26 protein-coding genes are annotated in these 25,901 nt (G+C 68.8%); 15 read left to right on the top strand and 11 right to left on the bottom strand.

The features are described from left to right. Nucleotides 1–139 precede the first annotated feature (139 nt). The 5 genes from ku to ACZ7KI_RS34410 all read right to left on the bottom strand — a co-directional run bounded on the left by ku (nucleotide 140) and on the right by ACZ7KI_RS34410 (nucleotide 5,688). On the bottom strand, nucleotides 140–1,012 hold the full coding sequence (gene ku / locus ACZ7KI_RS34430; RefSeq protein WP_470277206.1) for a non-homologous end joining protein Ku: 873 nt from the start codon (nucleotides 1,010–1,012) through the stop codon (nucleotides 140–142). A 50-nt stretch (nucleotides 1,013–1,062) separates the two neighbouring features. Beyond that, entirely contained in the window at nucleotides 1,063–1,524 is a 462-nt protein-coding gene (locus ACZ7KI_RS34425) for a hypothetical protein (RefSeq protein ID WP_470277205.1), read from the bottom strand. 109 nt (nucleotides 1,525–1,633) lie between these two features. Further along, nucleotides 1,634–3,949, bottom strand: a complete 2,316-nt coding sequence (locus ACZ7KI_RS34420; protein WP_470277204.1) for a [protein-PII] uridylyltransferase — start codon at nucleotides 3,947–3,949, stop codon at nucleotides 1,634–1,636. 9 nt (nucleotides 3,950–3,958) lie between these two features. After that, nucleotides 3,959–4,297, bottom strand: coding sequence for a P-II family nitrogen regulator (locus ACZ7KI_RS34415; protein WP_076155332.1), 339 nt, complete (start codon nucleotides 4,295–4,297; stop codon nucleotides 3,959–3,961). After that, nucleotides 4,294–5,688: an ammonium transporter gene (locus tag ACZ7KI_RS34410; protein WP_470277203.1), complete on the bottom strand. Its 1,395-nt coding sequence runs from the start codon at nucleotides 5,686–5,688 to the stop codon at nucleotides 4,294–4,296. The genes ACZ7KI_RS34415 and ACZ7KI_RS34410 overlap by 4 nt, the downstream gene beginning before the upstream one ends. A gap of 175 nt (nucleotides 5,689–5,863) precedes the next feature. Between ACZ7KI_RS34410 and ACZ7KI_RS34405 the strand changes: the two genes are divergently transcribed. Together ACZ7KI_RS34405 and ACZ7KI_RS34400 are read left to right on the top strand one after the other, a co-directional pair. Next, nucleotides 5,864–6,724 carry a putative RNA methyltransferase gene (locus tag ACZ7KI_RS34405; protein ID WP_470277202.1) on the top strand — a complete coding sequence of 287 codons (861 nt, stop codon included), beginning with the start codon at nucleotides 5,864–5,866 and terminating at the stop codon, nucleotides 6,722–6,724. After that, nucleotides 6,724–7,338, top strand: a complete 615-nt coding sequence (locus ACZ7KI_RS34400) for a (2Fe-2S)-binding protein (RefSeq protein WP_470277201.1) — start codon at nucleotides 6,724–6,726, stop codon at nucleotides 7,336–7,338. Before ACZ7KI_RS34405 ends, ACZ7KI_RS34400 begins: the two co-directional genes overlap by 1 nt. Before the next feature lie 308 nt (nucleotides 7,339–7,646). Here ACZ7KI_RS34400 and ACZ7KI_RS34395 read toward each other — a convergent pair whose 3' ends face one another. After that, nucleotides 7,647–8,072, bottom strand: coding sequence for a response regulator transcription factor (locus ACZ7KI_RS34395; protein WP_465504586.1), 426 nt, complete (start codon nucleotides 8,070–8,072; stop codon nucleotides 7,647–7,649). 222 nt (nucleotides 8,073–8,294) lie between these two features. Here ACZ7KI_RS34395 and ACZ7KI_RS34390 point away from each other — a divergent pair, with 222 nt between their 5' ends. The 7 genes from ACZ7KI_RS34390 (at nucleotide 8,295) to ACZ7KI_RS34360 (ending at nucleotide 15,232) form a co-directional block, all read left to right on the top strand. Continuing rightward, nucleotides 8,295–9,098 (top strand): hypothetical protein, encoded by an 804-nt coding sequence (locus ACZ7KI_RS34390; RefSeq protein WP_470277200.1) that lies wholly within the window; start codon nucleotides 8,295–8,297, stop codon nucleotides 9,096–9,098. Then, on the top strand, nucleotides 9,082–10,425 hold the full coding sequence (locus tag ACZ7KI_RS34385) for a hypothetical protein (RefSeq protein ID WP_470277199.1): 1,344 nt from the start codon (nucleotides 9,082–9,084) through the stop codon (nucleotides 10,423–10,425). The genes ACZ7KI_RS34390 and ACZ7KI_RS34385 overlap by 17 nt, the downstream gene beginning before the upstream one ends. Next, nucleotides 10,422–10,886: a hypothetical protein gene (locus tag ACZ7KI_RS34380; RefSeq protein WP_470277198.1), complete on the top strand. Its 465-nt coding sequence runs from the start codon at nucleotides 10,422–10,424 to the stop codon at nucleotides 10,884–10,886. The genes ACZ7KI_RS34385 and ACZ7KI_RS34380 overlap by 4 nt, the downstream gene beginning before the upstream one ends. Continuing rightward, nucleotides 10,883–12,196, top strand: coding sequence for a hypothetical protein (locus ACZ7KI_RS34375; protein WP_470277197.1), 1,314 nt, complete (start codon nucleotides 10,883–10,885; stop codon nucleotides 12,194–12,196). The genes ACZ7KI_RS34380 and ACZ7KI_RS34375 overlap by 4 nt, the downstream gene beginning before the upstream one ends. Nucleotides 12,197–12,220: 24 nt before the next feature. After that, on the top strand, nucleotides 12,221–13,405 hold the full coding sequence (locus ACZ7KI_RS34370; RefSeq protein ID WP_470277196.1) for a hypothetical protein: 1,185 nt from the start codon (nucleotides 12,221–12,223) through the stop codon (nucleotides 13,403–13,405). A 64-nt stretch (nucleotides 13,406–13,469) separates the two neighbouring features. Continuing rightward, nucleotides 13,470–14,759 carry an O-acetylhomoserine aminocarboxypropyltransferase/cysteine synthase family protein gene (locus ACZ7KI_RS34365; RefSeq protein ID WP_470277195.1) on the top strand — a complete coding sequence of 430 codons (1,290 nt, stop codon included), beginning with the start codon at nucleotides 13,470–13,472 and terminating at the stop codon, nucleotides 14,757–14,759. Beyond that, nucleotides 14,756–15,232: a CoA-binding protein gene (locus ACZ7KI_RS34360; RefSeq protein ID WP_470277194.1), complete on the top strand. Its 477-nt coding sequence runs from the start codon at nucleotides 14,756–14,758 to the stop codon at nucleotides 15,230–15,232. The genes ACZ7KI_RS34365 and ACZ7KI_RS34360 overlap by 4 nt, the downstream gene beginning before the upstream one ends. Before the next feature lie 7 nt (nucleotides 15,233–15,239). Here ACZ7KI_RS34360 and ACZ7KI_RS34355 read toward each other — a convergent pair whose 3' ends face one another. Then, nucleotides 15,240–17,357 (bottom strand): DNRLRE domain-containing protein, encoded by a 2,118-nt coding sequence (locus tag ACZ7KI_RS34355; protein ID WP_470277193.1) that lies wholly within the window; start codon nucleotides 17,355–17,357, stop codon nucleotides 15,240–15,242. 107 nt (nucleotides 17,358–17,464) lie between these two features. Between ACZ7KI_RS34355 and ACZ7KI_RS34350 the strand changes: the two genes are divergently transcribed. After that, nucleotides 17,465–17,641: a hypothetical protein gene (locus ACZ7KI_RS34350; protein WP_470277192.1), complete on the top strand. Its 177-nt coding sequence runs from the start codon at nucleotides 17,465–17,467 to the stop codon at nucleotides 17,639–17,641. A gap of 14 nt (nucleotides 17,642–17,655) precedes the next feature. Here the strand turns inward: ACZ7KI_RS34350 and alc are convergent, their stop codons facing one another. Both alc and allB read right to left on the bottom strand, forming a co-directional pair. Further along, entirely contained in the window at nucleotides 17,656–18,672 is a 1,017-nt protein-coding gene (gene alc, locus ACZ7KI_RS34345; protein WP_470277191.1) for an allantoicase, read from the bottom strand. Nucleotide 18,673: 1 nt separating this feature from the next. Beyond that, complete coding sequence (gene allB, locus ACZ7KI_RS34340; RefSeq protein ID WP_470277190.1) at nucleotides 18,674–20,002, bottom strand: allantoinase AllB; 1,329 nt, start codon at nucleotides 20,000–20,002, stop codon at nucleotides 18,674–18,676. Nucleotides 20,003–20,105: 103 nt separating this feature from the next. On the opposite strand from allB, the gene ACZ7KI_RS34335 reads away from it, so the two are divergent. Genes ACZ7KI_RS34335 through pucL form a run of 4 tightly spaced genes read left to right on the top strand, consistent with a single transcriptional unit; the run spans nucleotide 20,106 to nucleotide 22,331 of the window. Then, a complete protein-coding gene (locus ACZ7KI_RS34335) occupies nucleotides 20,106–20,582 on the top strand; it encodes a helix-turn-helix domain-containing protein (RefSeq protein ID WP_470277189.1) in 477 nt (158 codons plus the stop codon). A gap of 58 nt (nucleotides 20,583–20,640) precedes the next feature. Next, nucleotides 20,641–21,132, top strand: a complete 492-nt coding sequence (gene uraD, locus ACZ7KI_RS34330; protein ID WP_470277188.1) for a 2-oxo-4-hydroxy-4-carboxy-5-ureidoimidazoline decarboxylase — start codon at nucleotides 20,641–20,643, stop codon at nucleotides 21,130–21,132. Then, nucleotides 21,129–21,446 (top strand): hydroxyisourate hydrolase, encoded by a 318-nt coding sequence (gene uraH, locus ACZ7KI_RS34325; protein WP_470277187.1) that lies wholly within the window; start codon nucleotides 21,129–21,131, stop codon nucleotides 21,444–21,446. Before uraD ends, uraH begins: the two co-directional genes overlap by 4 nt. A 6-nt stretch (nucleotides 21,447–21,452) precedes the next feature. Continuing rightward, nucleotides 21,453–22,331, top strand: a complete 879-nt coding sequence (gene pucL / locus ACZ7KI_RS34320; RefSeq protein WP_470277186.1) for a factor-independent urate hydroxylase — start codon at nucleotides 21,453–21,455, stop codon at nucleotides 22,329–22,331. On the opposite strand, the gene ACZ7KI_RS34315 is transcribed toward pucL, so the two are convergent. Then, nucleotides 22,328–23,842: an alpha/beta hydrolase gene (locus ACZ7KI_RS34315; protein WP_470277185.1), complete on the bottom strand. Its 1,515-nt coding sequence runs from the start codon at nucleotides 23,840–23,842 to the stop codon at nucleotides 22,328–22,330. The genes pucL and ACZ7KI_RS34315 overlap by 4 nt on opposite strands. A 112-nt stretch (nucleotides 23,843–23,954) precedes the next feature. Then, nucleotides 23,955–24,953 carry an SGNH/GDSL hydrolase family protein gene (locus ACZ7KI_RS34310; RefSeq protein WP_470277184.1) on the bottom strand — a complete coding sequence of 333 codons (999 nt, stop codon included), beginning with the start codon at nucleotides 24,951–24,953 and terminating at the stop codon, nucleotides 23,955–23,957. A 133-nt stretch (nucleotides 24,954–25,086) separates the two neighbouring features. Between ACZ7KI_RS34310 and ACZ7KI_RS34305 the strand changes: the two genes are divergently transcribed. Further along, on the top strand, nucleotides 25,087–25,659 hold the full coding sequence (locus ACZ7KI_RS34305) for a TetR/AcrR family transcriptional regulator (protein ID WP_470277183.1): 573 nt from the start codon (nucleotides 25,087–25,089) through the stop codon (nucleotides 25,657–25,659). Nucleotides 25,660–25,901 lie beyond the last annotated feature (242 nt).

The following is a 25,901-nucleotide window of genomic DNA, read 5'->3' as shown; positions in this document are numbered from 1 at the left end:
GCGGGAAATCGGCTCGCCGGACCCCCAGTACCAGGCGATTCGCATCCCCGCGCTCTCGCCGCGCGATGGCATAACCATGCCCGGTCACCATGGGGTCACGGCAGCGTGAAGACCCCCAACTGTTTCTGGGTAGAACTACTCAACTGGTCTTGGCGCGGGATTTGGTCTTGGCCGAAGCCTTCTTCGCGCGCGTCCGCGCTTCATGCGCCTTGCCCGACGCTTCCTTGGCTTTCCCGACCGGATCACGGTCGGCTTCGACCGCGCTTCGCTGCAGCGCCGCCAGCAGCCGCGTCACGCCTTCCGCCTGCTCGGCGGCGGTCGGCTGGAGCACGTCGTCGCCGTCGAGTTTGGCTTGGATGAGCGCTTCCAGCGCCTCCCGGTAGCGGTCGGTGTACCGGCCGGGCTCGAAGTCCTGCGTGAGGTCCTCGATGAGCGAGACCGCGTTCCGCAGTTCCCCGCGCCGCAGGTCGACGTCCTCGTGCAGGAACGGGAAGTCGGGCCGCCGGACCTCGTCCGGCCACAGCATCGTCTCGAGCACGATCACCTGGTCCCGCACGCGCAGCGCGCCCAGCGTCTCGCGCTGCCGCAGGGTCACCTTCACGATCGCGATCCGGCCGGACTGCTGCAACGCCTCGCTCAGCAGCACGTACGGCTTGGTACCCGCCGGCTCCGGTTCGAGGTAGTAGCTGCGCGCGAAGTACGTCGGGTCGACCTGCTCGGCGGGCGTGAACCCGACGACGTCCATCGACTGGGTGGTCGGCGCGATCAGCGAGGCGAAGTCGCCGCCGGTCAGCAGAACCACGTCACCACCGGGGACGGGATGGCCTTTGACGATTTCGGCCGGCGGGACCTCGGCGCCGTCGACCTCGCAGACCCACTTCACCCGCACCCGGCCGCCGTCCGGCTCGTGCACCTGGTGGAGCGGGATGTTGTGCTCTTCGGTCGCGCTGTACGCCTTCACCGGAATGGCGTAGGTCCCGAAGCCGATCGTGCCTTTCCACACCGCCCGCATGGTCCACCTCCGCCTGGTCAGCGTATCCACGCGCCGAAGCGGCGGGACAGCTACAAACGGGTGTCAGGGGCGACTGATTCGCTCACACATTCGAATGACGGACGTGATTCGGCGAGCGCGTCGGCCGAACAGCCGACAGCGGTGGCGGCCGCTCGGAGTACTTCCGCGACCACCTCGACGTCCACCAGGGGAGCGGCGGCCAACGCGCCCTCTCCGCCTCCTTCGACCCGGACCGCCATGCCTTCGAGCGCGACGGCCAAGGCCTGCTGCCCGGCGACGAGGTGCTCGACCACCTGGAGCAGTTCGGGCACGGTCGCGGCGGGGCCCGACGCGGTCAAGGAAGCGGCCAGGTCGTCCGCGCAGCCACGGAGATGAGAGGCGACGACCGTCGGCGGCAGCGTAAGCCGCTGTGGTCCGGGTGCGTTCTGCTCGTGCCCCAGCACGCGCTCACCGCCCCTCCGGATCCTTCGGGTCCCGACCGCGAACATCCTGCCACCGCTACCGTCCGCCATCCCCGCGACACCCCGGGGGCGATGCTCGCCGCCCCAAAACGAGCAGTGCGCGTGAAGGCCCCCTTCCCTCGGTTGAACCGAGGGAAGGGGGCCTTCACGCGCTTCTGGGTCAGGAAGCGGCCGACACCAACGCCGCCTCGATCTTCGACCGCCAGGCCTGCTCGACCCGGCCGGTCCGCGGTGCGACGGCGAACGAGTCGACGACCGCGCCACCGAGCGTGGCCACCTTCGCCCAGCGCACCTCGGCCTCGCACCGCCGCAGCGCGCCCGCGACCCGGTACAGCAGCCCGATCCGGTTCGCGGCCCGTAGTTCGACCACGACCGTGTCCTGCCCGCTGGTCTCGTCGTCGAACCAGATCACCTTCGCTCCGGCCGACGGCGTCTCACCACCGCCGTAGTCCCGTTCCTTCGCCGCGAGCCGCTGGGTGAGCGGCAGCGTCCCGGCCACCGCCCGCGCGAACTGCTCACGCAGCAACGTGACGTCGGGCAGCGAGCCGAACTTCGGCGACGCCGTGAACACGCCCGCGCGTCCCCCGTCGTGCCCGCGCAGCACCGCCGCGTGCACCTCCAGGGAGTTCAGCGCGAGCACTCCGGCGGCGGGGGCCAGCAGTTCCGCACGGGCCGGGACCGCGAGCACCACGGTCACGACCTTGCCCGCGGCGGTGATCCGCACCTCGCCGCGGCCGGAAGCGACGGCCTCGGCGACGAGTTCCCGCTGTTCGGCGCCCATCGGCTCCGGCGGCACGAAACCCTTGCCGTGCAACGCCTCTTCGCAACCGGACACGAGTTCGGCGAGCAACCGGGCCTTCCAGTCGGTCCACACGCCCGGTCCGGTGGCCAGCGAATCGGCCGTCGTCAACGCGTGCAGCAACTCCAGCAGGACGAGATTTTCGTCGAGCGTCTTCGTCACCCGCTGGATCGTGGCCGGATCGCTGATGTCCCGCCGCGTCGCGGTATGCGGCAGCAGCAGGTGATGCCGCACCATCGCCGAGACCAGCGCGGCATCCGCATCCGAGAGCCCGAGCCGGGCCGCCACCTGTGCGCTGATCTTCGCGCCGAGTTCGGAGTGGTCCGCGTCGCGGCCCTTGCCGATGTCGTGCAGCAGCGCGCCGATCAGCAGCAGGTCCGGTCGCGAAACGGTGGTCGTCAGTTTCGACGCCTCCACCGCGGCCCGCACGAGATGCCGGTCGACGGTCCACGCGTGCACCGGCGACCTCGGCGGGAGATCCCGCACCGAACCCCATTCGGGGATCAGCCGCGCCCACAGTCCCGTCCGGTCGAGCGCCTCGACGGCGTCGATCAGGCCTTCGCCCGCGCCGAGCATCTCCACCAGCGCCTTGAGAGCGTCGGCGGGCCACGGCGCGCGCAGTTCCGGCGCCGTCTCGGCGAGCGCGCGCAGGGTGCCGTGCGCGATGGGTTTGCGGATCCGGGCCGACGCCGCGGCGACCCGCAGCAGCAGCGCCGGATCCTTGGCGGGCACCGCGTCCCGCGCCAGCGCGACCTCGTTTCCGTGCAGGACCACGCCTTCGTCGAGCGGTGTCCGCGACGGTCGCCGCCCGAACCGCGCCTTCGGCGGTTCCACAGTGGACCGAAGCGCCACGTCGACCGCGTAGGCGATCGTCCGCCCCACGCCGGAAAGCTTGCGCGCCAAGGTGAACCGGTCACCGAACCCGAGTTCGCCCGCCACCGTCTCGGCTTCCGGCGCGCTGAGGATGTCCCGCTCCCGGCGCAGTTCCCGGCGTAACTCCGTCCGGACGTCGAGCAGCAGCCCCTTGGCCGCGAGCAGTTCCTCGCCAGGCCTCGCGGTCAGCTGCGCCGCGGCCATCGCCTCCAGGACGGCGAAGTCGCGAAGCCCGCCTCGGCCGTGCTTGAGATCGGGTTCGGCGGACTGCGCGATCTCGCCACTGCGGGCCCAGCGCTGATGCACCGAGTCCGACAGTTCGCCGACCCGTTTCCTCGCCGTCCGCCGCCACTGATCCCTTGCCGCGACCGCCAGCCTGGCGGTGATCTCGGCGTCCCCGGCGATATGCCGGATGTCGAGCAGTCCCATCGCGGTCCGCAGGTCCTCGGACGCCACCTTCAGCGCCTCACCCGGGGTGCGGACCGAGTGGTCGAGGCCGATCTTGGCGTCCCACAACGGGTACCAGATCGCGTCGGCGATCTTGCCGACCGCACCGTTGCCGTTGTGCAGCAACAGGAGGTCGAGGTCGGAGAAGGGCACCAGCTCACTGCGCCCGAGGCCGCCGACAGCGGCCAGCGCGACACCGGGATCAGCGGTGTCGACGCCGGCCGCCGCGGCGCCCTTGCCCAACCAGAATTCGTAGAGGTCGACCAGGGCCGCCCGCAACGCGGCCGCCCCTAGCCTCCCGTGCCTGCCCTCGAGCAATCGCTCGGTGGCCTTGACCAGTTCACCCCCGTCGGCCATCCGTGACGCCTATAGCGCGTCCGAGCCGCGTTCACCCGTCCGTACCCGGATGACCGTCTCGACCGGCGTCACCCAGATCTTGCCGTCGCCGATCTTGCCGGTGTGGGCGGCGGTGGTGATCGCGTCGAGGACCTTCTCCACACCTGCGTCGTCGGTGACGACCTCCACTTTCAGCTTCGCCACGAAGTCCACGGAGTACTCCGCGCCCCGGTAGACCTCGGTGTGGCCCTTCTGCCTGCCGTAGCCCTGGACCTCGCTGACCGTCATGCCGAGCACACCCAGCTGCTCCAGCGCGGAACGGACGTCGTCGAGCGTGAACGGCTTGACGATCGCGGTGATCAGCTTCATGCCTTGCTCTCCTCGAGTTTCGTGGCCGCGGTGCCGGTGGACGACTTGACCGGGATGGAGCTCTGCTGGCCGAGGCCGCCGCCCGAACCGGTGAAGTCGTACGCGCTTTCCGCGTGCTGCGCCTCATCGATACCACTGACCTCGTCCTCCGCGCTGACGCGGAACCCGCCGAGCTTCTTGATCACCCAGCCGATGATGAAGGTGAGCACGAACGAGTACACGAGGACCGCTCCGGCCGCCGCGGCCTGCTTGCCCAGCTGGCCGAGCCCGCCGCCGTAGAAGAGGCCGTCGACGCCGAGCGAGTTGACGCTGGTGGTGCCGAAGAAACCGATGAGCAGCGTACCGACGAGACCACCGACGAGGTGGACGCCGACGACGTCGAGGGAGTCGTCGAAACCGAAGCGGAACTTGAGGCTGATCGCGAGGGCGCACAGGGCACCGGCGATGACGCCGATCGCGATGGCGCCCAGCGGGCTGACGAACCCGGCCGCCGGGGTGATCGCGACGAGACCCGCGACGGCACCGGACGCGGCGCCGAGAGTGGTCGGCTTGCCGACCTTGATCTGCTCGATGATCAGCCAGCCGAGCACCGCGGCCGCGGTCGCGACGGTGGTGTTGGTGAACGCGACGGCGGCGAGGTCGTTGGCGGCCAGCGCCGAACCGGCGTTGAAGCCGTACCAGCCGAACCACAGCAGGGCGGCACCCAGCAGCACGAACGGAACGTTGTGCGGGCGGCCGGTGTTCTTCGGCCAGCCGCGGCGCTTGCCGAGGACGAGCGCGAGCGCGAGGCCCGCCGCACCGGCGTTGATGTGGACCGCGGTACCGCCCGCGAAGTCCAGTGCCTTGAGCTGGTTGGCGATCCAGCCGCCGACCGAGTCGGCGCTGATGAAGCCGTTGAACGAGAACACCCAGTGCGCGACCGGGAAGTACACGATGGTGACCCACACCGCGACGAACAGCGTCCAGCCCCAGAACTTGGCGCGGTCGGCGATGGCGCCGGAGATCAGCGCGGGCGTGATGATCGCGAACATCAGCTGGAACATCACGAAGGCGAACAACGGCAGCGCGTCGGCACCGGGCCAGGCCACTTCGGGCGTGGTGCCGGTCGCGGCCGTGGCGAACCCGGCGAGCTTGCCGGAGATGGTCGAGAGCCCGGCGAAATCGAAGTTACCGAGCAGACCGCCGCCCACGTCGTTGCCGAACGCCATCGTGAAGCCGTACAGCGTCCAGAGGACACCGACGACGGCCAGCGCGATGAAGTTCATCATCAGCATGTTCAGGACGCTCTTCGCGCGGACCATACCGCCATAGAAGAACGCGAGTCCTGGTGTCATGAGCATGACCAGCGCGGCGCTGATCAATACCCATGCCGTATCTCCTGCGTTCAGCACAATCTTCCTCCCGTGCCTGGGGTGTACTGCGCAGGAATTTTTGGTCCGCGGTGTTTCCTCGGGCGGCGATTCAGGTTTCACCCGCGTGAACTGTCGGTGCGGCGTTGTTACGTCCAGGTTTCCGGAGACCTGGTGCGTTCTGTCCGGTTACGAAACGTCGTGGTCGAATATCCCCATGAGCACCCGTGACCCCGGCAATGACCCACTGCCACCAGAGATCGTCCGGTCACTGCTGTGCTCGGTCTGCGGTGACCCGGTCGGGGTAACCGATCGCACGGTGCGTTGTGGGCGCGGTCACTCGTTCGACGTAGCGAAGCAGGGTTACGTCAACCTTCTGCACGCGCGCGTCCCGGCAGGCACGGCGGATACGGCGCCGATGGTCGCGGCCCGCGTCGACCTCCTCTCTTCGGGCGCCTATCTCCCCCTCGCCGAGGCCCTCGAGAAGGTCGCCGCGGAGCACGTCGAGAGCGGGCTGATCATCGACGCCGGGGCGGGCACGGGCTACTACCTCGCGCACGTGCTCGACGCCGTCCCCGCCGCGTACGGACTGGCGCTGGACGTCTCCGCCGTCGCGCTGCGCCGGGCCGCTCGCGCACACGCGCGCGCGGGCGCCGCCGTGTGGAATCTGTGGGAGCCGTGGCCGGTGGCCGCCTCGAGCGCGTCACTGATCCTCAACGTCTTCGCGCCCCGCAACGCGGAGCAGTTCCACCGCGTCTTGACCTCGGAGGGGCTGTTGGTCGTCGCCACGCCGAACCCCGGGCACCTGCGGGAGCTGGGCGACCTGGTGATCTCCGTCGACGGCGGCAAGGACGCGCGGCTGGAAGAAACGCTCGGTGACCGTTTCGGCAGGGTGGACCGACGCGAAGTCACCCAGCGGGTGACGTTGTCGCCCGCCCAGCTCCGCCAGGTCGTCGAGATGGGGCCGAGCGCGCACCATCTCCACCGCGACGGCCGCCGCGAACGGCTCGACGCGATCACCGATCCGGTGGACGTCACGACGTCGTTCAGCGTCACGTTGTACCGGCCGGTGCGCTGATGGAAGCACCAGCGACCCTGCTCACCGACACCGCCTGGGTCAGCGCCCGCATCGGCGGCGCCGCGAAGCTCTACGGCTGCACGCGGCCCGAGGTCCTCGGCACGATCTGGTGGTACTCGCTGTCTTCGGTTCTCGTCGCTCCTTCCGTCGAGTCTCTCGTGCGCGGCGAGCCGCTGGATCCTTCGCTCGACGCCGTGACCATCGACCTCGTCCCGGACGGCCGGTTCACCGGTGCCCGTTCGTCACGGGTCCTTTCCGGCGGTCTGGCCGAACTCGGCGAGGCGTTCGCCGGAACGCTGGGCACGGCGATCGGCACCATCTCGACGGTCACGGGGGCGAATCCGCGCGCGCTGGGCGCGATCGCGACGGATTCGATCGGCAACCGCCTGCTGTGGACCGGCGACACCGCACGGGCGGTCGAGCTGGCGGCGCCGCTCGTGGCCGCGATCGGGTTAGGGATGCCGGAGCCGCGCTTCTCCCTGGTCGGACGGAACACCGTGGTGCGCCGTGCTTCCTGCTGCCTGATCTACGAGGCGGGGAACCCGAGGTGCACCAGCTGCCCCCGGCAGACTCCGGACGAGCGGGAGCGACGCCTTCGCGCGGCGCTCGGCTGAGCGGTCGCATTTCGCGTGTGAAGGCGTGAGTGGCGATTCGGGTCAGGGCCAAGAGTGATCCCCTTGTGTCTATGAAGGAATTGGGACACTCACCGCCCCAATTCCTTCATAGACACGCTCGACGGCCCGCCGAACCGTCACCACAAGCATCAATGGCACCACCAGCCACACCCGCGGCGCGTGAAGGACCCCTTCCTGTACGTAGGCGCAAGCAAGGGGGCCATCATGTACTTCACCGTGACCAAAGGGCGCAGGCCACAACGGCCCTTACCCGCCACTAGAACGGCTTCTCCCGCCACCCACCCCATTCAGACGGCGGCGAGGTTCTCCTTGGTCAACGCGGCCACCATCGCCGCGCGGGAACCGACCCCCAATTTGGTGAAGATCCGCCGCATATGCGCGGAAACCGTGTTCAGGCTGATTTCCAGTACGCCGGCGATCTGTTTGTTCGTGTAACCCCGGCTCACCATGCGCGCCACTTCGTGCTCGCGCGGGCTGAGCAGGTCGTGCGCCTCCGGTGTCACCGGTACGAGCAGGCATCTGACGCCGTGCTCGGTGAGATCGAGCAACGGTCTCCGCATCGCGGCGTCGCCGTCACACAGTTCCGTGACCCGCCGGACGAGTGATCTCGCCAGGCTTCGCACGGTTTCGTCGTCCGAAACGACCTTCATCCGCTGCCGGGCGAGATCGCGTATCGGTACCGCAGGAAATCCCACCGCCGGGCTCGTGGACATAGACCGGCCTCCCCCCTCTTGGTTTACCTCCCTCTCTAGCAAACCCCTCCGACAGGAAAAGCGCATCGTCGGTTTGTGTGACAAGGACGAACTAGTTCATTCATGTCACACAGGAACGTGTGACTACCGGTGCCCCCTGGTGCGCGGGCAGTGTCGTGTCCGTGCTCACCGACGCACCGCGCCGGAGATCGCGGATTTTCACCGGAGCAGAGGAGAACGGTTATGAGCCGTGGCTATGCGGCAGTGGACGGCGAGCTGGAAGACGAGCTGAGCCGTGAACTCGAAGCCGAGTTCGAAAACGAACTCGAGGACGAACTGGCGGGCGACTTCGAAGACGAGGACGAGTTCGAAGACGAGCTCGGCGGGCTGGCCCAGGAGCTCGAAGACGAGCTGGAGGACGAGGTCTACGGCGAGTACGAGGACGAAGACGAATTCGAGTCCGAGGCCGTCGTGCGCGAGCTGGAGGACGAGTTCGAACTGGAGTCCGAAGACGAGGACTTCGCTCATCCTGCGCGGCGGCACTACAGCGACGCCGAGATGATGGCGCAGCTGGCTTTCCAGGCCGAGAACGCGGAGACCGAGGACGAGGCGGAGGCCTTTCTCGGCGCGCTCGCCCCGCTGGCGTTCCAGGCGGCGAAGTGGGCGGCTCCGAAGATCATCAAGCACGGTCCGCAGCTGATCCGGGGCGCGGTCAACCTCGGCCGCAAGCTGTGGCGGAACCCGGCGACCCGGCGCGCCGTCCGGCATATCCCGAAGATCATCGGGCGCACCGCGCGCGACGTCGGCCGCCGGTACGCCGACGGTCGCCCGATCAACGCCCGCTACGTCACGCGCAGGCTGGTCGGCCACACCGTGAACAGTGTGCAGAACGCACCCGCGAACCGCCGGAACCAGCAGCGCCGCCGCGGTCGTCCCCAGCAGCGCCGCCACCGTCCGGCCGCCCGTGGCGGGCGCCGGACACAGTCGCGGTCCCGGGCGGGCGCCGCCAGGCGTGGCAAGGCGCGCGGCCGTGCGCGCCGCCGTTGAGGCACCGCCCGCGGCTTCCGGTGAATCGGCCTCGTCCACCGGATCCCGGCGGGCGAGGCCATCCGGAGACGGCGAGCTGACGGCTTGGGTCCTTTCCCAGGCCACCAACGTGGAACGGCATCTGGACGCGCTGCGGCCGTTCCGCTGGTCGGAGTTCGGCGACCCGGCGACCGGCCCGAGCCGGGCCCACCTCACGGCGGTCAACCGGACGATGGCGACCTTGCGTGGTCCGTTGTTCACCGCCACCCGCTCGGCTCGCCGGGCGGCCGAAGAGGCGGCCGCACGACCGGGACAGACCGAACTCACCCGGCTGTTGCGGGCGAAGTCACGGGCACAACGCTGGGTCAAGGCCACCGAAGGGGTCTGGGACTTCTACCTCGACCTGTTCAACCAGCGGCAGGGCGCGTTCGCCCCGTGGCTGGTGGCCTGCGACAGGGTGGCGCTCGACTGCTACCAGTACGCCTACCTCGGCGTCGGGCGCTGGCGGTCGATCCCGACCCCGCCGCCGTTCTGCTACCTGCGCACCGGATCCGGGCCGGCCACCTCGCGCCGCGGGATCCCGTTGCGGCGCCTGGGAAACCGGCTCAATCCGTTCCCCCTGATCCAGCTTCCGTACCACCGGCTGGTGAACCCGTGGACGCTCGGCGCGGTCCTGCACGAGGTGAGCCACAACCTGCAGAACGACCTCGGCCTCGCCAGGGCGATCCCGTTGCAGGTGGCGGCGAGGCTCGTCGAGGCGGGGGTGCCGCGAGAGGTGACCGGTATCTGGGTCAGGTGGAACCGGGAGACCTTCGCCGATCTGTCCGCGCTGCTGCTGGGCGGCCCGGCGGTGGTCGGTTCGCTGTTCGACGTCATCGGGCGTACCGAACTCGAAACGACGGGGTTCTCACCGCGCGCGGTGCACCCGGTGCCGTACCTCCGCGCCAAGATATCGGTGGAGTTGTTGCGCCGCATGGGTTTCACCCGGCACGCGGAGACCTACGCGGCGATGTGGCGGAAGCTGTACCCGAGGGCGAAGCTGGTCAACGCGCCGCCGTCGTTGCTGAAGACCGCGGACAAGGCGATCCCGGTGGTGGTGGACGCGATGTGCTTCACCTCGTACCCCTCGTTGGGTCATCGTCCCCTGGCGAAGGTGCTGCGGTTCGAGGCCAAGGAACAGGCGATGATCGAGGAAGCCGCGGAAAGACTGTCCGACGGCGTGTCCCCGGGTGTGGTGCCGGAACGGTTCCTGATCGGCGCGGTCCGGTTCGCGCTCGAAGAGCGGATGGCCCCGCCGAAGCGGCTTTTCGGCTTCTTCATGGAAGAGCTCGGCAGGAGGTCGAGATGACCCTCCGCACCGAATTCTCCCAGCTGGGCAAGGAAGTGAACCTGGTGGCGGCGTGCTGGCGGGCGCTGGAGATCAGCGTCGCCGAGGACAGGCCCGTCGGCGTCGGGCTCGCCGCGGCGGATCACCTCGCCGAAGTCGTCCTCGATGGCACCGGCGAGGTCGAAGCCGCGACGCGCGCGACGCGGGGGCCCGTGAGCGCCGAGGCGTTGCACACCACGGCGTCGTCGCTGCTGAAGCTGCGGCGGCGGGTGGACGGGCAGTGCCGTTCGCATCACGCGGTTTCCGGGCTGCTGCGCGCGGTGCACGGACGGGAACAGGAATGGCGGGGCTGGGCGAAGAGCTTCCACACCGGGGTGGACCACTGCGCCGCCGCCTTGTCCTCGGCGGAGGACGTGATGGTGCGGTGCTGGCGTGAAGCAGTGGAACTGGCCGAATTCAAGGGATGTGGGGCGACCCGATGACGATCAACGACGACCGCGGCGCGACCTTGCCGCGCGCACAGGACATCGACAGCGCGTATCCGCTGTCGACCGGGCAGTACCCACCTCAGGCGGCGGCACCCGGCGCACTCGCCGAACAGACGATCAGCGACATGCTCGGCTGGAAGTGGCGCGAGGGTGACACGAAGGGGTTCGTGGCGGCGCTGACCGGCAGTTTCGAGCTGAAAGAGGTCCAAGGGCACACCGAGGCCCAGTGGACGCCGCGCGGCTACGCGATCCAAGCCGATCTCGGCGACGTCACCGGCGGGCAGGCCTCCCTCGCGGCGAGGGCACGGAGCGCGGTCAAGGACGCGCTGGCGCTGCTCGGCTCGCTCCGTCCACTGAGGACGGACGCGGATCCGGAGAACGCCGAGAGCTTCCGGGCGCTGGTCCGGCACGACCTCGAACAGATCCGGCAGGAGCTGGAGAGCCGGCTGATCCGCGTGGCGCGGGTCGATCAGCTCTTCCTGCTGTTGCTCGGGAACGGTGGTCTCGCCGTCGGCGGCGGAGACCGGACGGAAGGACACCTCGCCCGGCTGCGGGACGAGTTCGGCCTGGTCTCGGGCAAGGTCAACACGATCGAGGAGGAACGGATCCAGACCTCCTTCATCACACTGGTGGATTGGGTGGTCTCGTTGTTCCGGGGCTGGCAGGACGCACGCGACAAGATCGACCCGTTCTCGCAGCCTGCCGGCGGTCAGCCGTTCTTCGGCCCCGCGGTGGTCGCGCTCTCCCAGCTGCTGGCCGCGACGGCGTCCCAGGTCGACGAAGTCGTCGCGATGCTGCGGTCGGTGTTCATCCAGCAGGAGGACCTCGAAGTACTCCGCGTCCCCGATCCGGACGGCGGGACCATGTCGCTCGGCGGGCTGCTGCGCTGGGTCCGGGAGTTCGCCACCTTCGAGGGCGGCAAGCTGATCGAGTCGGCGGGCAAGGAAGGCGTCGGCACGTCGTTCATCCAGATCGCGAGGCGGCTGCAGCGGATCGTGACGAACCTTCCCCGGCAGAACACCGGCGGTCCGAACGGGGACGTGCCGGGCAACTTCCGCGCGTCGCTGCCTCCGGGCTTCTTCAGCTCGCGCGTCCAGCGGGCCATCGACGAACTCGACGATCACCTGCAGGAGGTCGTCCGGATCGCCGGGCCGATCGGACGGGACGGCTTGCCGTCGCCGTCCGATCCGAATCCACCGGCGCCGCCCACTCCGCAGCTCATGCCGGAGCCGACGCCTCCGACACCACCCGAGGCGGAGGAACCGCCGAAACCCCGGACCACGCGCAAGCGGACCGGGCAGTAGCCGGACCCGTACGGGAGGAAGACGATGGGCACGGAAAAGGAATACCGGGAACTCTTCGACCGGGTCGCGGCCCTGCGCGGGCAAGTCGCCGGGAAGCTCGCCAACGAACTGGGCAGCGATCCGAAACTCGGCGACGCGGTCCTCAAACAGCTGGACGACATGCTCACCGCGGTCGAGGCCGAACAACGTGGCAAACCGGGGCCCGCGGACGGCGGGATCGCGCAGCTCGTCGGTCTCGGCGACGGTTCGGCCGCGGACCTCGGGGCGACGGCGATGCCGCCGGGTGTCGACGCCTACGACGAGACGGTCGCCTCGGAACGGGTCATCGCGGTCGGCGATCTGTACTACCTGTACCAGCACGAACGGATCGGCGTGTTCCGCGTGGTGCAGAAGCTGCAGGAGCTGTTCCAGGGCGGCGCCATCCGGCTTTCGGACGGGCCCGGCGCGTTCGGCCTGTACCGGTTCGACCGGCGTGACGTGCTGCGCTACACCCGGCGGGACCGCATCAGCGCGTACCGGCGCGTGCTCGGCTACGGCAAGGGACTCGGCTCGGCGAACTCGCGGCCGAACACCGATTTCCACCAGCTGTTCACGCAGTTCGGCAACCAGGTCGCGTTGTTCTGGCGGGACAAGCGGATCTCCGACGTCGTACGGGAACGCGCGTACGACCCGAGCTTCGGTAGTGTCGCGGTGGTCCGGCGAAGCGGGCTCGACCTGCGGAACAACCTGAAGTTCACCTCGTACGGTCACCTGAACGTGCTGCGGGTCGAGGTCATGCAGCTGCTGACGGAGGCGTTCAAGATCCTCGGCTCCGAGGACGTGCTGGATCTCTTCGGCGCGGCCAACGCCTGGGATACCGTGGACGAGGTGCTGATCCGCTACTTCGACCAGCGGCTGGTGTCCTCGCCGCGCCAGCGGATGGCCGTCACCGGGCGCCAGGTGCTGCGCTGGCTGGCGGCACCGCACATCCTCGAGACCACCCGGTCGGAGTTCGAGGCGCTGCTGCTCGAAATAGCGGAGCCCGCCGAGGAATGGCTGACCTCGGCGCAGTCCCTGCGGCTGGCCGACCGGACGAACTCGCGTGAGGTGCTGCCCGCCGACAGGCAGCGGCCGGCCGGGGTCGCGGTGTCCCGCGCCGAACCGCGGCCGGTGACCCCGCGCCGGAACGGGCACCGGCCGGGCAGCGTGATCACCCTGGACCGCAAGTAGCGGCTAGGTGTCACGTGCTGGGAACGATGGTCACGGGGTGGGACGCGAGGTAGCGTCGGGTGCGATGAGTGAACGCACCTGGGGCTTCCGCACCCGCGCCCTGCACGCGGGCGGGACGCCCGATCCGGCGACCGGCGCCCGCGCCGTGCCCATCTACCAGACCACGAGCTTCGTGTTCGAAGACGCGGCCGACGCGGCGAACCTGTTCGCGCTGCAGAAGTACGGCAACATCTACAGCCGCATCGGCAACCCGACGGTCGCGGCCTTCGAGGAACGCTTGGCCAGCCTCGAAGGCGCGATCGGCGGTGTCGCCACCAGCAGTGGTCAGGCAGCGGAGTTCTTGACCTTCTCCGCGCTCGCCGAGGCGGGCGACCACATCGTCTCCGCCGGTGGGCTCTACGGCGGGACGGTCACGCAGCTCACCGGGACGCTGCGCCGCTTCGGCATCGAGACCACCTTCGTCAGCGGAGACCGCATCGAGGACTACGCGGCCGCGATCACCGACCGGACGAAACTGGTCTTCACCGAGATCATCGGCAATCCGGGCGGCGGGATCGCCGACATCGCCGCGCTGGCGGAACTCGCGCACTCACACGACATCCCGCTGGTCGTCGACGCCACCCTCGCGACGCCGTACCTGTGCCGCCCCATCGAACACGGCGCGGACATCGTGCTGCATTCGGCGACGAAGTTCCTCGGCGGGCACGGGACCACGCTGGGCGGGGTCGTCGTCGAATCCGGGAAATTCGACTGGGGTAACGGAAAGTTCCCGCGGATGACCGAGACCGTCGAGAGCTACGGCGGCCTCAAGTACTGGGAGAACTTCGGCGAGTACGCCTTCTGCACCCGGCTCCGTGCCGAGCAGTTGCGCGATATCGGCGCCGTCCTCTCCCCGCATTCGGCCTTCCTGCTGCTGCAAGGGGTCGAGACCCTGCCGCAGCGGATGGACGCCCACGTCGCCAACGCGCGAGCCGTCGCCGAGTACCTCGCGGCGGATCCGCGGGTGGCCTGGGTCAACTACGCGGGACTGCCCGATCATCCGCATCACGACCGCGCGAAGAAGTACCTCCCCGCCGGGCCGGGCGCGGTGTTCTCGTTCGGCGTCGACGGCGGTCGTGGGGCGGGCGAGACGTTCGTGAACTCCGTGGAGCTGCTGTCGCATCTGGCGAACGTCGGCGACGCGCGGACGCTGGTCATCCATCCGGCGTCCACCACCCATCAGCAGCTTTCGGAAGAGCAGCTGCGCGCGGCGGGTGTCGGCCCGGACCTGATCCGCCTGTCGATCGGGCTGGAAGACGTCGACGACATCCTGTGGGATCTCGATCAGGCACTCGGCAAGGCGGTGGCGGGATGAGTTACGACGTCGGCGCGGTCGAGCGCCGCCGCATCCTTTCGCGGACGAAATCGGTGACCATCGTCGGCGCCTCGAACAATCCGGCCCGGCCGAGCTTCTTCGTCGCGACGTACCTGCTCTCGTCCAGCAAGTACCAGGTCAACTTCGTGAACCCGCGGCTGGACGAGCTTCTCGGACAGCCGGTGTACCCGTCACTGGCCGACGTACCCGGCGGGGTCGACCTGGTCAGCGTGTTCCGCAAACACGACGACCTCCCCGGCGTCGCCGAGGAGGTCGTCAAGGCCGGGGCGCGCACGCTCTGGCTGCAGCTGGGCCTGTGGCACGAACCTGTCGCCGATCAGGCCAAGGGGGCCGGACTGGACGTCGTGATGAACCGCTGCGTCAAGATCGAGCACGCCCGGTTCGCCGGTGGGCTCCATCTCGCCGGTTTCAACACCGGCGTGATCAGCTCACGACGCCAGTCCGCCCCCTAGCGTCGCCCTACTCGGCCGCTGTGTTCACCGTGAACGGCAGCCACTGCACCGTGACGCCGTTCGCCGGGGAAACCGGCATCCGCCAGTTCTGGCAGCCGCGTCCGGGGATCCGGTCCCAGATGAACAGCGGTGCCCCTTGGGTCCCGGTGCAGCCCTGGTCCAGCAGCTTGCCCGCGTTCTGGACGGCGTACCGATACACCCCGGTGCCGACGCCCTGCGGTTCGATCGTCCACTTCTGACAAGCGCCCGCGACGCGGTCGTAAGTGGTCACCGGGTTCCCGCTGGCCGTACTGCAGCCGGTGTTGTCCAGTACCTGCCCGGAATGCTTGGCACGGAACTGGTAGAAGCCGTCACCGGTGCCCCACGGGAAGAACTTCTGGCAGTCCGCGCCGTTCGACGGCCACTGCTGCACCTTGGTCCCGTTGTTCCAGCCACACGCGGCGACGTCGGCGTAGAGCCCGCTCGACACCGCTTGCAGCGAGACCCAGGCGTCGTCGCCGAACTCTCCGCCAGGATCGAACGTGGTGGCGCGGAACCGATAGCTGTGGTTCTCCTGCAACAATCCCGGCGGCACCGTCCAGGTCGCGGCGGTACCGGAGGGGACGTCCCACGCCCAGTAGTCCGCGATCATCGTTTCGCCTTCGTAGATGTAGAAGACGGCGGTGACGTTGCCACCGTCAGGGTCCGTCGGCGTGAAACGCAGCGTCGGGGTGAGGGACTTCGTGTAGGTGACACCGCCGGAGTCGACCCGGTCCGAGATGTCGTGGCCGGCGGCCGGGTTCGGCCGCTGGTTCCGGTAGGTCACCTCGATGTACGGCGACTTACCACCCTCACTGGACGAGAACTTCTTCCAGCCGAACGAATCCGACTCGTCCTCCGCCTTCAGCACCATCGAACCGGTCGCGGTCCCCGCGCCCGCCCAGGCGCCGACCAGGTTCCCGATCGGGGTCCGGACCCAGTCCGCCGCGCAGGCCGAGCTGTAACCGCGGGTCGCGTTCGTCGTCGCCCACCGGGTGAGGGGCTGCGGCTGGTTCGCCCAGCGGGTGCCCGTGCCGACCGGCGCGGTGTCCCAGATCTCCCAGTTCCGCGGCGAGCACGAGAAGGAATGGTTGCCCCACAACGCCAACGTGGCCGATTCGATCTCGGCGCCGCGGAATCGCGACACGTCGAAGTGGAGATACGACCGGGCCTTCGTGGCTCCGCCGTCGAAGGTGCCGATGCGGAGCTCGGTGGCACCCGACTGGTCGGTGGTCGCGATGTTCGATTGCGTGAAGGTGTCGAAGTTCGTCCACACCGAGACACCGGGGTCGACGATGACCGGGTAGGCCCGCGCCGGGTCTTCGAAATATCCCGCGTCCGGTGTCACGTCGAGGCCGAGGGTGCCGCGTTCCTTGGCGGCCACCACCTTCCCGACCTTCACCTTCGCGGCGGGGTCGCCGCTGCGCTGGTCGATTCGCGAGTCCCACATCTCGGCGGCCGGCACGCTGCCGACCACCGTGCCGGACGCGGTGACCAGTTGCGTGTTGCCGTCGGTGTCGGTGCGTGTGGTGAGGCCGGTGGCTCGCAGCGGCAGGGCGAACTTCAGCGCGCGGTCGGGCCGCCGCTTGACGACGAAGAACTGCTCGAAGCCGGTCCGGGTGGCCTTGACCTGCAGGTCGACGCCGGGCTGGACCTCCGGATAGGTGGCGACCTCACCGGTCAGGACCGGCTCGGGCAGCGCGCTCGGATACTGCAGGGCGACCTTCCCGTCCCTGCTCTGTACAGAGGCGAGATCCCCGCTCTTGCCGGTCGCACCGGTCAGCACGAGATCACGGGGATGCGCCTTCGACCGGATCAGGCCGTCGGCACTCTTCGCCAGGGTGAGGTCGACCGGGACCCAGTCACCGCCGCGGCGGACGTGGACCGGACCGCCGTGCACCTGGGTGGTGCGGGAGCCGTCGGGATTGGCGAAGGTGGACGAGTTCTCGGTGCGTTCCGAGAGCATCTCCACCGGTTTGTTCTGCGAGCGCGCCACGGATTCGGGCGACGTCGCCTGCGCGGGAGCGGCGAACACGGCGCTCCCGGCCAGACACGCGGCGAACAGCACGAGGCCCCGCCACAGGATTCTTCGGGTTCGGGTCTGCACTTCGATCTCCCCAGGGAGTGGGTGAAGTTGACATGTCGCTTACGCATGTCACACCCACGGGGTTGCCCGCCGCTCGAAAAAATCCGGCCGCGTGAGAAGGTGGCCCCATGGCCAAACCGACGCCGCTGCAGCTCAGGAACATCGTCATGGCACTGCTCATGGCGGGTGCCCTGGTGTGGAACCTGTCCATCGGCGGCGCGTGGTGGCTCACCGCGATCTTCTCGGTGGGTATCGTCCTCTCGGCGTTCTCCGCGTACCTGAACCGGCCGGGCGCGCGCCCCTGACCCCGCGTTTCGCATCAGGAGCGCGAGGCCTCGAAGCGCGAAGCGACGTCGGCACGGCCTCGATCGGTCAGGGCACCGAAGAGGCGCAGGCGCGCCATGCCGCCATCGGGATAGATGTCGAGCCGCACCTCGGTCACCTCAGGTCCCTCGGCGAGCGCGAACCGGTGCCGGGTGTCCGGCTGCAGGCGCGTCTTCGGCAGCAGCTCGGCCCACTCGCCGTCGCCGTCCCGCCCGCTCAACGCCGCCCAGCCCGGCGCGTTGCCCTTGAGGTTGCTGTTGTCCAGCTCGGCGAACCGGACGATTCCCGCGCCGGCGAGCCGGACGGTGACCCAGTCGTTCCCGTCGTCCCGGCGCCGCGCCGTCTCCCAGCCCTCGGCCTGATGCGCCGCCAGCCCCGGTGAGAACAGGTTGTTCGGCGAGGAATAGAACATGTTGCTGCATCCGGTGACCACCGCGCCGTTCTCCAGCGCCGCGAGGTCGAGCGCACCCGGATCCAGCAGGCGCGGATCCGGGATCGGCGTGCCGTGCACCCGCAGGCGGGCCACCCCGCCGTCGGGATGCATGGTCAGCCGGACGTGGGTGTAGCGCTTGCTCCCGCCGATCTCGAAGAAGTTCTCCGTGTGCCCCGCGGCCGCGCCGCGTTTCACCAGGACGTCCCAGTCCATTTCGGACAGTTCGGCCGCGCTGGGGTATCCCTCGGCCGCGCACGCCTCGACCGAGACGAAGGGCGGGTAGTTCCCTTTGAAGAAAGCGGTGTCGACGATGACGCCGGTGATCCCGCCCGCCAGCCCGAGCCGGACGATGGCCTGGTCGTCACCGGGCTCACGATGCCGCCGGGTCTCCCAGCCGTCGTAGACCTGCCCCTTGGGCCCGAAGGTCTCCGCCCGGTGCGCGGGCGTCCAGGGGTTGACCAGGTTCTCCTTCTCGGCGAACAACTCGTCCGTCGCCCACATCACGGTCCCGCCGAACTTGCGCGAGGCCAGGTCGGGCAGTGCTGTCCACTCAGGACGGTCGTTCACGGTCTCTCCCATCTCAGCAGTCACCCCGGGTCAGCAGGACGCCTGCCGGGTCGTCACCGGTGATCTCCTCGCCACGCAACCACGTGCTCCGGACGACACCGGCGAGCGGACGCCCGTGATAGGCGCTGACCGGATTGCGGTGCTTCAGTTTCGCGACGTCGACGACGAACGCCTCGTCGGGCGCGAACACGCTGAAGTCGGCGTCGTAGCCGGGCGCGAGATGACCCTTTCGGCGCATTCCCGCCTGCTTGGCCGAATGTTCGGCCATCCAGCGGACGACGTCGGTGAGCCCGAAGCCACGCTGCCGCGCCTGCGTCCAGACCGCGGGCAGCCCGAGCTGCAGTCCGGCGATCCCACCCCAGGCGAGCCCGAAATCACCACTGTCGAAGCGTTTCAGCTCGGGTGTGCACGGCGAATGGTCGGTCACCACACAGTCGATGACGCCGTCCGCGAGCCCGCGCCACAGCAGTTCACGGTTGCCCGCCTCACGGATCGGCGGGCAGCACTTGAACTGCGTGGCGCCGTCGCCGATCTCCTCCGCGGTGAAACTCAGGTAGTGCGGACAGGTCTCGGCGGTCAGCCGGACACCTTCCCGCCGCGCGCTCTCGACCATCGGCAGCGCGTCCGAAGAGGACAGATGCAGGATGTGCGCGCGTACACCGGTTTTCCTGGCGAGTTCGATGACCTGGGCGATCGCCACGTTCTCCGCGCCACGCGGACGCGACCGCAGGAAGTCGTCGTATTTCTCGCCGTGCGGGTCGGGCGCGTGATCGATCGCCTCGGAGTCCTCCGCGTGCACGATGATCATGCCGTCGAAGGTCCGCAGTTCGGTCATCGCCTCTTCGAGCCCGCGCGCGTCCAGTGGCGGGAACTCGTCGACGCCGGAATGCAGCAGGAAGGACTTGAAGCCGAACACCCCGGCCTCGTGCAGCCCGCGCAGCTCCGCGAGATTGCCCGGGATCGCGCCGCCCCAGAATCCGACGTCGACGTGCACGCGGCCCTCGGCGGTCTTGCGCTTCACCTCCAGCGACGCGACGTCGACCGTCGGCGGCAGGCTGTTCAGCGGCATGTCGACGATCGTGGTGACCCCGCCCGCCGCGGCCGCGCGCGTCGCCGAAGCGAAGCCCTCCCATTCGGTGCGGCCGGGATCGTTGACGTGGACGTGGGTGTCCACGAGACCCGGCAGCAGGACGACGTCCTCACCGAGTTCGAGCACCCGATCGCCGTCGAGCGCGGCTCCGGCGGGTTCCACCGCGACGATGCGGCCGCCTTCGACGCCGACCGTCGCGGGGACCTCACCGGCGACGGTGATCGCCCTGGCGGCCTTGATCACCAAGTCCATTAAAGCCTCCAACTTCCACTGAGTGGAATCGAGGTTTCACACTCCGACATTAACTCTGGCCACTGTGCTCGTCAATGAGCCCGGGCGGCGCTACCTTCGCTTGGTGCAGTTAGAAGCCGAGTTCACCAGCGAGCCGTTCCACGGCGAGGGCCCGCCACCCGAGCATGCCGTCAAAGCACGCGACAAGGCGGAGGACGCGGGGCTCTCCACCGACTTCGGTCCGCTCGGCACCCTCGTCCGCGGTGACGCCGACACCCTGCTCGACGCGCTCCCCGCCATCGCCAGGGCGGCACTGGACGGCGGCGCGACCCGCGTGACGCTGCAGCTCCGCCAGGTCGGCGACGACACGAGTGAGCCCGCCGTCGAGCTGCACAGTGCACTGGCCCGCCTCATCGGCGACGTCGAACGCGAACTCGGCGGCAAGCTCGACACCCTCGACCGCGCCGCCAAGCAGCGTGCGGTGCGGCTGCTCAAGGAACGCGGCGCGTTCGGCCTCCGCAAATCGGTGTCGACCGTCGCCGAGGCACTGGGGGTCACGAGGTTCACGGTCTACAACTACCTCAACCGCGACCAAGACTGAAGGGCGATTTCAACAAAATGTTGACGACGGTGGATCCGTCGCCGTACCGTCGGTTCCCGTGCCGCTGACCATCCGAGAGTTCAACCAGGCGCCCGCACAGGACGTCCGGCCAGTGCTGACCGCCTGCCTCGACGTCCCGCGTTGGGTGGAAACCCTGCTGGCCAGGCGCCCCTACGCCGACCTCACCGCCCTGCTCGCCATGGCCGAGGCGCTCACCCCATTGCGCCCGGAGGAGATCCGGCAGGCGATGGCCGCCCATCCCCGGATCGGGGAGAAAGCGGACGGCAAGAGCACCGAAGCAGGCTGGTCGCGGTCGGAGCAGTCCGGTGTGGACGGTGACGCGGCGCGCGAGTTCGCCGCGGCCAACGCCGAGTACGAAGCGACGTTCGGGCACGTCTTCCTGGTGTGCGCGAGCGGCCGGAGCGGCGCCGAACTGCTGGAGAACCTCCGGTCGCGGCAGTCGAACGACCCCGAGAAGGAACTCGAAGTGGCCGGACAAGAGCTGGCCAAGATCGCCGCGTTGCGGCTGGAGAAGGCGGTGACGGCATGAGCCTCGTGACCACGCACATCCTCGACACCGCCGCGGGACGACCGGCGGCGGGCGTCGGGGTCCGGCTCGAAACCGGCGCGGGCGAACCCGTCGCCGACGGGCGGACCGACGCCGACGGCCGGATCCGCGACCTCGGCCCGGAGACCCTCGAACCCGGGGTGTACCGGCTGGTCTTCGACACCGGCGCCCACCTCGGCCCGGACGCGTTCTTCCCCGAAATCACCCTGACCTTCCGCGTCGCCGACGGGACCGAGCACCACCACGTGCCGTTGCTGCTGAGCCCGTTCGCGTATTCCACCTATCGAGGGAGCTGATCGCCCGTGGCCATCACCCTGGGCCCCAACCAGTACGGCAAGGCCGAAGTCCGGCTCGTCACCGTCCGGCGCGAGGGCAGTGTCCACCACCTCAAGGACCTCACCGTTTCGACGTCGCTGCGCGGCGACCTCGCGGCCACCCATCTGACCGGCGACAACGCCGACGTCGTCGCGACCGACACCCAGAAGAACACCGTCTACGCCTTCGCCAAGGAGGCCCCGGTCGGCGAGATCGAGGACTTCGCCCTGCGCCTCGGGCGGCATTTCGTCGACTCGTTCGAACACATCTCGGGCGCCAGGATTCTGATCGACGAGCACGGCTGGAACCGCATCTCCGGCCACGATCACGCGTTCTCCCAGGCCGGTAGCGAAAAGCGCACCACCGCGGTGACCATTCAGGACGGTCAGGCGTGGGTTGTGTCCGGTTTGGACGATCTCGTGGTACTCAAGTCGACCGGCTCGGAGTTCCACGGTTTCCCGCGCGACAAGTACACGACACTGGCCGAGACGAACGACCGGATCCTCGCGACCGCGGTGACCGCGCGCTGGCGTTACCAGGGCGAGGGGATCGACTGGGCCGCGAGCCACGCCGAGGTCCGGCGGATCCTGCTGGAGACCTTCGCGGACAAGCACAGCCTCTCCCTGCAGCAGACGCTGTACGCGATGGGAGAGGCTGTGCTCAAGGAGCGCGAAGAGGTCGCCGAAGTCCGGCTTTCCCTGCCGAACAAGCACCACTTCCTGGTGGACCTGTCGCCGTTCGGACTGAAGAACGACAACGAGGTCTTCTACGCCGCCGACCGTCCGTACGGCCTGATCGAGGGTGTGGTCCTTCGCGACGACGCGGAGGACGCCGGTCTGGCCTGGCACACCCTCGCCGCTTTCTAGGGCACGGGCAGCGGCATCCCGGGGACGCTCTGGTCGGCGGGGACGATCCCGTCGACCAGGTAGGCGTTCACGATCTCGTCCACCGCGGGGTTCCCGTCCGCGTAGAGCCCGTGGTCGCCTTCACCGGTCACGGTCAGCATCCGCGAGTTCGCGAACTTCGCGTGTGCCCGCCTGGCGCCCTCGATCGCCGTGGCCGGGTCGTGCTCGGAATGGACGATGAGCACCGGCGGGACACCTTTGCCGTCCAGCTTCGGCAGCGGGCGGGGTTCCTTGTCCCAGAACAGGCAGACCGAGGCGTTCAACGTGCCACCGCCCGCCAGGAGCAGGCCGCGGTCGAGGTTCCGCTGGGACCCGCGGATCAGCGACTCGCGGGTGCCGATGAAGCGCCCTTCACCACAGACTGTGTTCCAGAAGGTGGCGTCCTGCGCGTCGGAGAAGTCACCCGCGTTCTTCGCCGCGGCACGGGCGTCGGCCTTGGCCTGTTCCGGTGCCCCGTTCACCACCGCAGCCCGGATCTTGACCAGCAAGTCGGCCAGTGCCGGGAACACGGCCTTCTTGTAGAGCATGTAGATGATGGCGGTATCGAGTTCCATCTGCCCCTTCCCGTCGATCGGGTGGCGGGACAAGGCATAACGCACTCGCTCGTAGGTCTGCCGGACCTCTTCACCACTGGTGCCGAAGTGGTACTTGGCGTCGTATCGTGCCATCCACGGCAGGAAGTCCTGCCGCCAGCGTCGTTCGAAGCCGACCGGCTGCCGGTCGAACGTCTTCTGCCAGTCCGTGGTGAACTCCGTCGAGGAATCCAGCACGAACCGCCCCGTCCGCTGAGGGAACTGCTGCGCGTAGTGCGCCCCCAGCCAGGTGCCGCCCGAGTAGCCGACCCAGTTGATCTTCTCCCGGCCGAGCAGCGCCCGGAGCAGGTCGAAGTCCCTGATCGTCTGATACGTGGTGATCAGCGGACCGAGTTCGCCGTTGGCGTTCCGGCAGCTCTTGGCCGCGTGCTCGGCGTTGGCGAGGATCTGGTCCAGGTTGCGCGGATCGCGATCGCGCGGGTCCAGCTGCCGGATGGCGGCGACGGCTCCCCGGCAGGTGACGTTGGTGCTCTTGCCGGTCCCCCGGACGTCAATGCCGATGATGTCCTGATGTTCGCGCAGCTTCGCCTGCCCGCGGAACATCGTCGGCTGCCACCGGCCGGCGCCACCCGGTCCGCCGGGATTGGTGAGCAACGAGGCCGTCGACGGCCCGGTCGACTTCAGCCTGCTGATCGCGATGGTCAGGTCCTGCCGCTCGTGCGGGCGATCCCAATCGCGAGGCGTGCGATAGGTCGCGCATTCGAGGCCGCCGATGTCGGTGCCCGGCGGCAACGAGATCAGCTCCTCCTCCGCGCAGGCATGCCACGCCAGCTTCTGGTCGGCATAGTGAGCCGGGCTGCTCGCCGAAGCCGGTGTGGCTCCGGCGAGCAGCCCGCTCACGATCACCGGGAGCATCCCGACGGCCATGAGCCGTTTCATCTTTTCCCCGTTCTTCCTTGGATTCCCCACGGCTCCCGACGCTAGGACGCGGCATACCGCGCGGACATCGGCCGCAGGTCGCGCCGGATGCTCTACCAAGGAAGGAGGGCGACTAGGACCGCGGGACAAGCCCCGCCGCGGCGGCCTTGCGCTGGAGTTCGTCCGGAGTCGTGGCGTTCCGCGCGTCCGGAGCCTTCGTGGTCGCCGCGGTGGTTCCGCCCAGCGCCTTGAAGATCAGGTCGGCCTCGGCCTTCATGCCCGCCGCGTACGGGTGGTAGGCGACCGCGCGGAAGAGGTTGGTGTCCTTGCCGCTGACCCAGGCCGCGTCACCGGCGCAGGCGTCATGGCCGCGGCTCGGCCCGTAGGTGTCGACGTAGCGGGCGCCCTGCTTACGGGCGGCGGTCGACACCGCCTTGTTGAGCGCGCGCTCGACCTGGTCCGCCCAGGCGTAGTCGCCGCCGGCGAACGGCACCACGCTGGGGCAGTAGCCCGACGACGGCACGATGCGCGGATAACCGACCAGCACGATGGTGGCGGCGGGCGAACGTTCGCGGACACCCTTGACGACGCGTTCGAGGTTCCGCTGGGTGTTCGCGATCGCCGCGAGCAGCGTGTCGGTGCCGTCGATGGTGAAGTGGTCCTTGCAGGGCGAGCCGGTCGGATCGTCGTCGCGCAAGCCCGGGCAGGTGTAGATCAAGCTGCCGAAGACGCCGTAGTCGTTGCCGCCGATCCCGATGGTCACCAGATCGGTGTCCAGGGTCAGCGCGTCGAACTGCGGCGGCGCGGATCCGAGCGCGAGACTCGCCGAAGGCACCGTCTGCGGGCTGGTCATGTTCGTCGTGTCCGCCGACGAGCAGCTGACGTCGGTGAACGCGCCGGACTTGTAGTAGAGGCCGAGCTTCGTGGCGAGCCACGCCGGGTAGTTGTTGTTCGAGCGAAAGCACCAGCTCGCCTGCTGCCACGGGATCAACGGCCCCGCGGTGTACGAGTCGCCGAGTGCGACGTACTTGCGAAAGGAAGGCGTCTCGGCGGCGCTCGCCGAGGTCCCGAAACTCACTAAAGAGATGACCGCCAGCAGGGCGGCGATGGCGAAACGGGCGGTACGGCGCATGGCGACCTCGTGATCCGTCGTTGGATTCCCCGCCGATCCTGACAAGATCACACCTCCGTCCACAATAGAAGTGAGTATCTTTCACGTTTCAGGGGTGAGAACGCCACTTGATAGAACGCTCTATCATGGCTGGGTGACAGGGACCAGGGAACGTATCGTCAACGCCGGCGCCGAACTGCTCCGGCGGAACGGGTACACCGGCACCGGGGTGAAGCAGATCGTCGAGGCCGCGAACGCGCCCTTCGGCTCGCTGTACCACTTCTTCCCCGGCGGCAAGGAGCAACTCGGCGAAGAGGTCATCCGCACCTCCGGGATGATGTACCTGGCGCTGTTCGACATCTTCTTCGCCGACGAGCCGGACCTGATCCACGGGATCGAGGCGTGCTTCGCCAGCGCCGCCGAAACACTCCGCGAGACCGATTACGCCGACGCCTGCCCCATCGCGACCGTCGCGCTCGAGGTCGCCAGTACCAACGAAAAACTGCGGGTCGCGACGGCCGACGTCTTCACGGCGTGGATCGAAGCGGGAACCGGGAAGCTGGGCAAGTACGGCCTCGAACCCGCGGCCGCGCGGCAGCTCACGATCGCGCTGGTGAACAGCCTCGAAGGGGCGTTCGTGCTGAGCCGGTCACTGCGGAACACCGAGGCGCTCGAGGTCGCCGGGCTCTCGACCGTCGCACTGGCCCGGACCCTGCTCGCCTCGTGAGTGGCCCCTGGGGCCGATCAAGGAAGTCCGTGAAGGCCTCCTTCCCTACCTTGAGAGTCAGGGTCCCGGCAAAGTCGAAATCTTGCTGGTCGGAGACCTCTTCGTCATGGCGCAGGCCGACGTCCATGAAGGAATTAGGACGTTGAATGATGCTGTTGGTTTTCTCTGGTCAGGCGGCTGGGGCTAGGGCGAGGTGGCGGATCGGGCTGGTTCGTGTGGTGGCGCGTGGGGTTCCGGTGAGC

The sequence above is a fragment of the Amycolatopsis sp. NPDC039088 genome, assembly GCF_055598845.1.
The sequence above is the reverse complement of the archived record's forward strand: the minus strand, read 5'-3'. Positions and strand labels throughout refer to the sequence as shown.

Bases quoted from the DNA above. Each gene is read 5' to 3' on its own strand.
- alc (WP_470277191.1), bottom strand. From the start codon at position 18,672: ATGGGAGAGACCGTGAACGACCGTCCTGAGTGGACAGCACTGCCCGAC.
- ACZ7KI_RS34380 (WP_470277198.1), top strand. From the start codon at position 10,422: ATGACCCTCCGCACCGAATTCTCCCAGCTGGGCAAGGAAGTGAACCTG.
- ACZ7KI_RS34310 (WP_470277184.1), bottom strand. From the start codon at position 24,953: ATGCGCCGTACCGCCCGTTTCGCCATCGCCGCCCTGCTGGCGGTCATC.
- ACZ7KI_RS34400 (WP_470277201.1), top strand. From the start codon at position 6,724: ATGGAAGCACCAGCGACCCTGCTCACCGACACCGCCTGGGTCAGCGCC.
- ACZ7KI_RS34375 (WP_470277197.1), top strand. From the start codon at position 10,883: ATGACGATCAACGACGACCGCGGCGCGACCTTGCCGCGCGCACAGGAC.
- ACZ7KI_RS34425 (WP_470277205.1), bottom strand. From the start codon at position 1,524: ATGGCGGACGGTAGCGGTGGCAGGATGTTCGCGGTCGGGACCCGAAGG.
- ACZ7KI_RS34395 (WP_465504586.1), bottom strand. From the start codon at position 8,072: ATGTCCACGAGCCCGGCGGTGGGATTTCCTGCGGTACCGATACGCGAT.
- allB (WP_470277190.1), bottom strand. From the start codon at position 20,002: ATGGACTTGGTGATCAAGGCCGCCAGGGCGATCACCGTCGCCGGTGAG.
- ACZ7KI_RS34405 (WP_470277202.1), top strand. From the start codon at position 5,864: ATGAGCACCCGTGACCCCGGCAATGACCCACTGCCACCAGAGATCGTC.
- uraH (WP_470277187.1), top strand. From the start codon at position 21,129: ATGAGCCTCGTGACCACGCACATCCTCGACACCGCCGCGGGACGACCG.
- ACZ7KI_RS34315 (WP_470277185.1), bottom strand. From the start codon at position 23,842: ATGAAACGGCTCATGGCCGTCGGGATGCTCCCGGTGATCGTGAGCGGG.
- ACZ7KI_RS34390 (WP_470277200.1), top strand. From the start codon at position 8,295: ATGAGCCGTGGCTATGCGGCAGTGGACGGCGAGCTGGAAGACGAGCTG.
- ACZ7KI_RS34365 (WP_470277195.1), top strand. From the start codon at position 13,470: ATGAGTGAACGCACCTGGGGCTTCCGCACCCGCGCCCTGCACGCGGGC.
- ACZ7KI_RS34360 (WP_470277194.1), top strand. From the start codon at position 14,756: ATGAGTTACGACGTCGGCGCGGTCGAGCGCCGCCGCATCCTTTCGCGG.
- ku (WP_470277206.1), bottom strand. From the start codon at position 1,012: ATGCGGGCGGTGTGGAAAGGCACGATCGGCTTCGGGACCTACGCCATT.
- ACZ7KI_RS34350 (WP_470277192.1), top strand. From the start codon at position 17,465: ATGGCCAAACCGACGCCGCTGCAGCTCAGGAACATCGTCATGGCACTG.
- ACZ7KI_RS34420 (WP_470277204.1), bottom strand. From the start codon at position 3,949: ATGGCCGACGGGGGTGAACTGGTCAAGGCCACCGAGCGATTGCTCGAG.
- ACZ7KI_RS34415 (WP_076155332.1), bottom strand. From the start codon at position 4,297: ATGAAGCTGATCACCGCGATCGTCAAGCCGTTCACGCTCGACGACGTC.
- ACZ7KI_RS34370 (WP_470277196.1), top strand. From the start codon at position 12,221: ATGGGCACGGAAAAGGAATACCGGGAACTCTTCGACCGGGTCGCGGCC.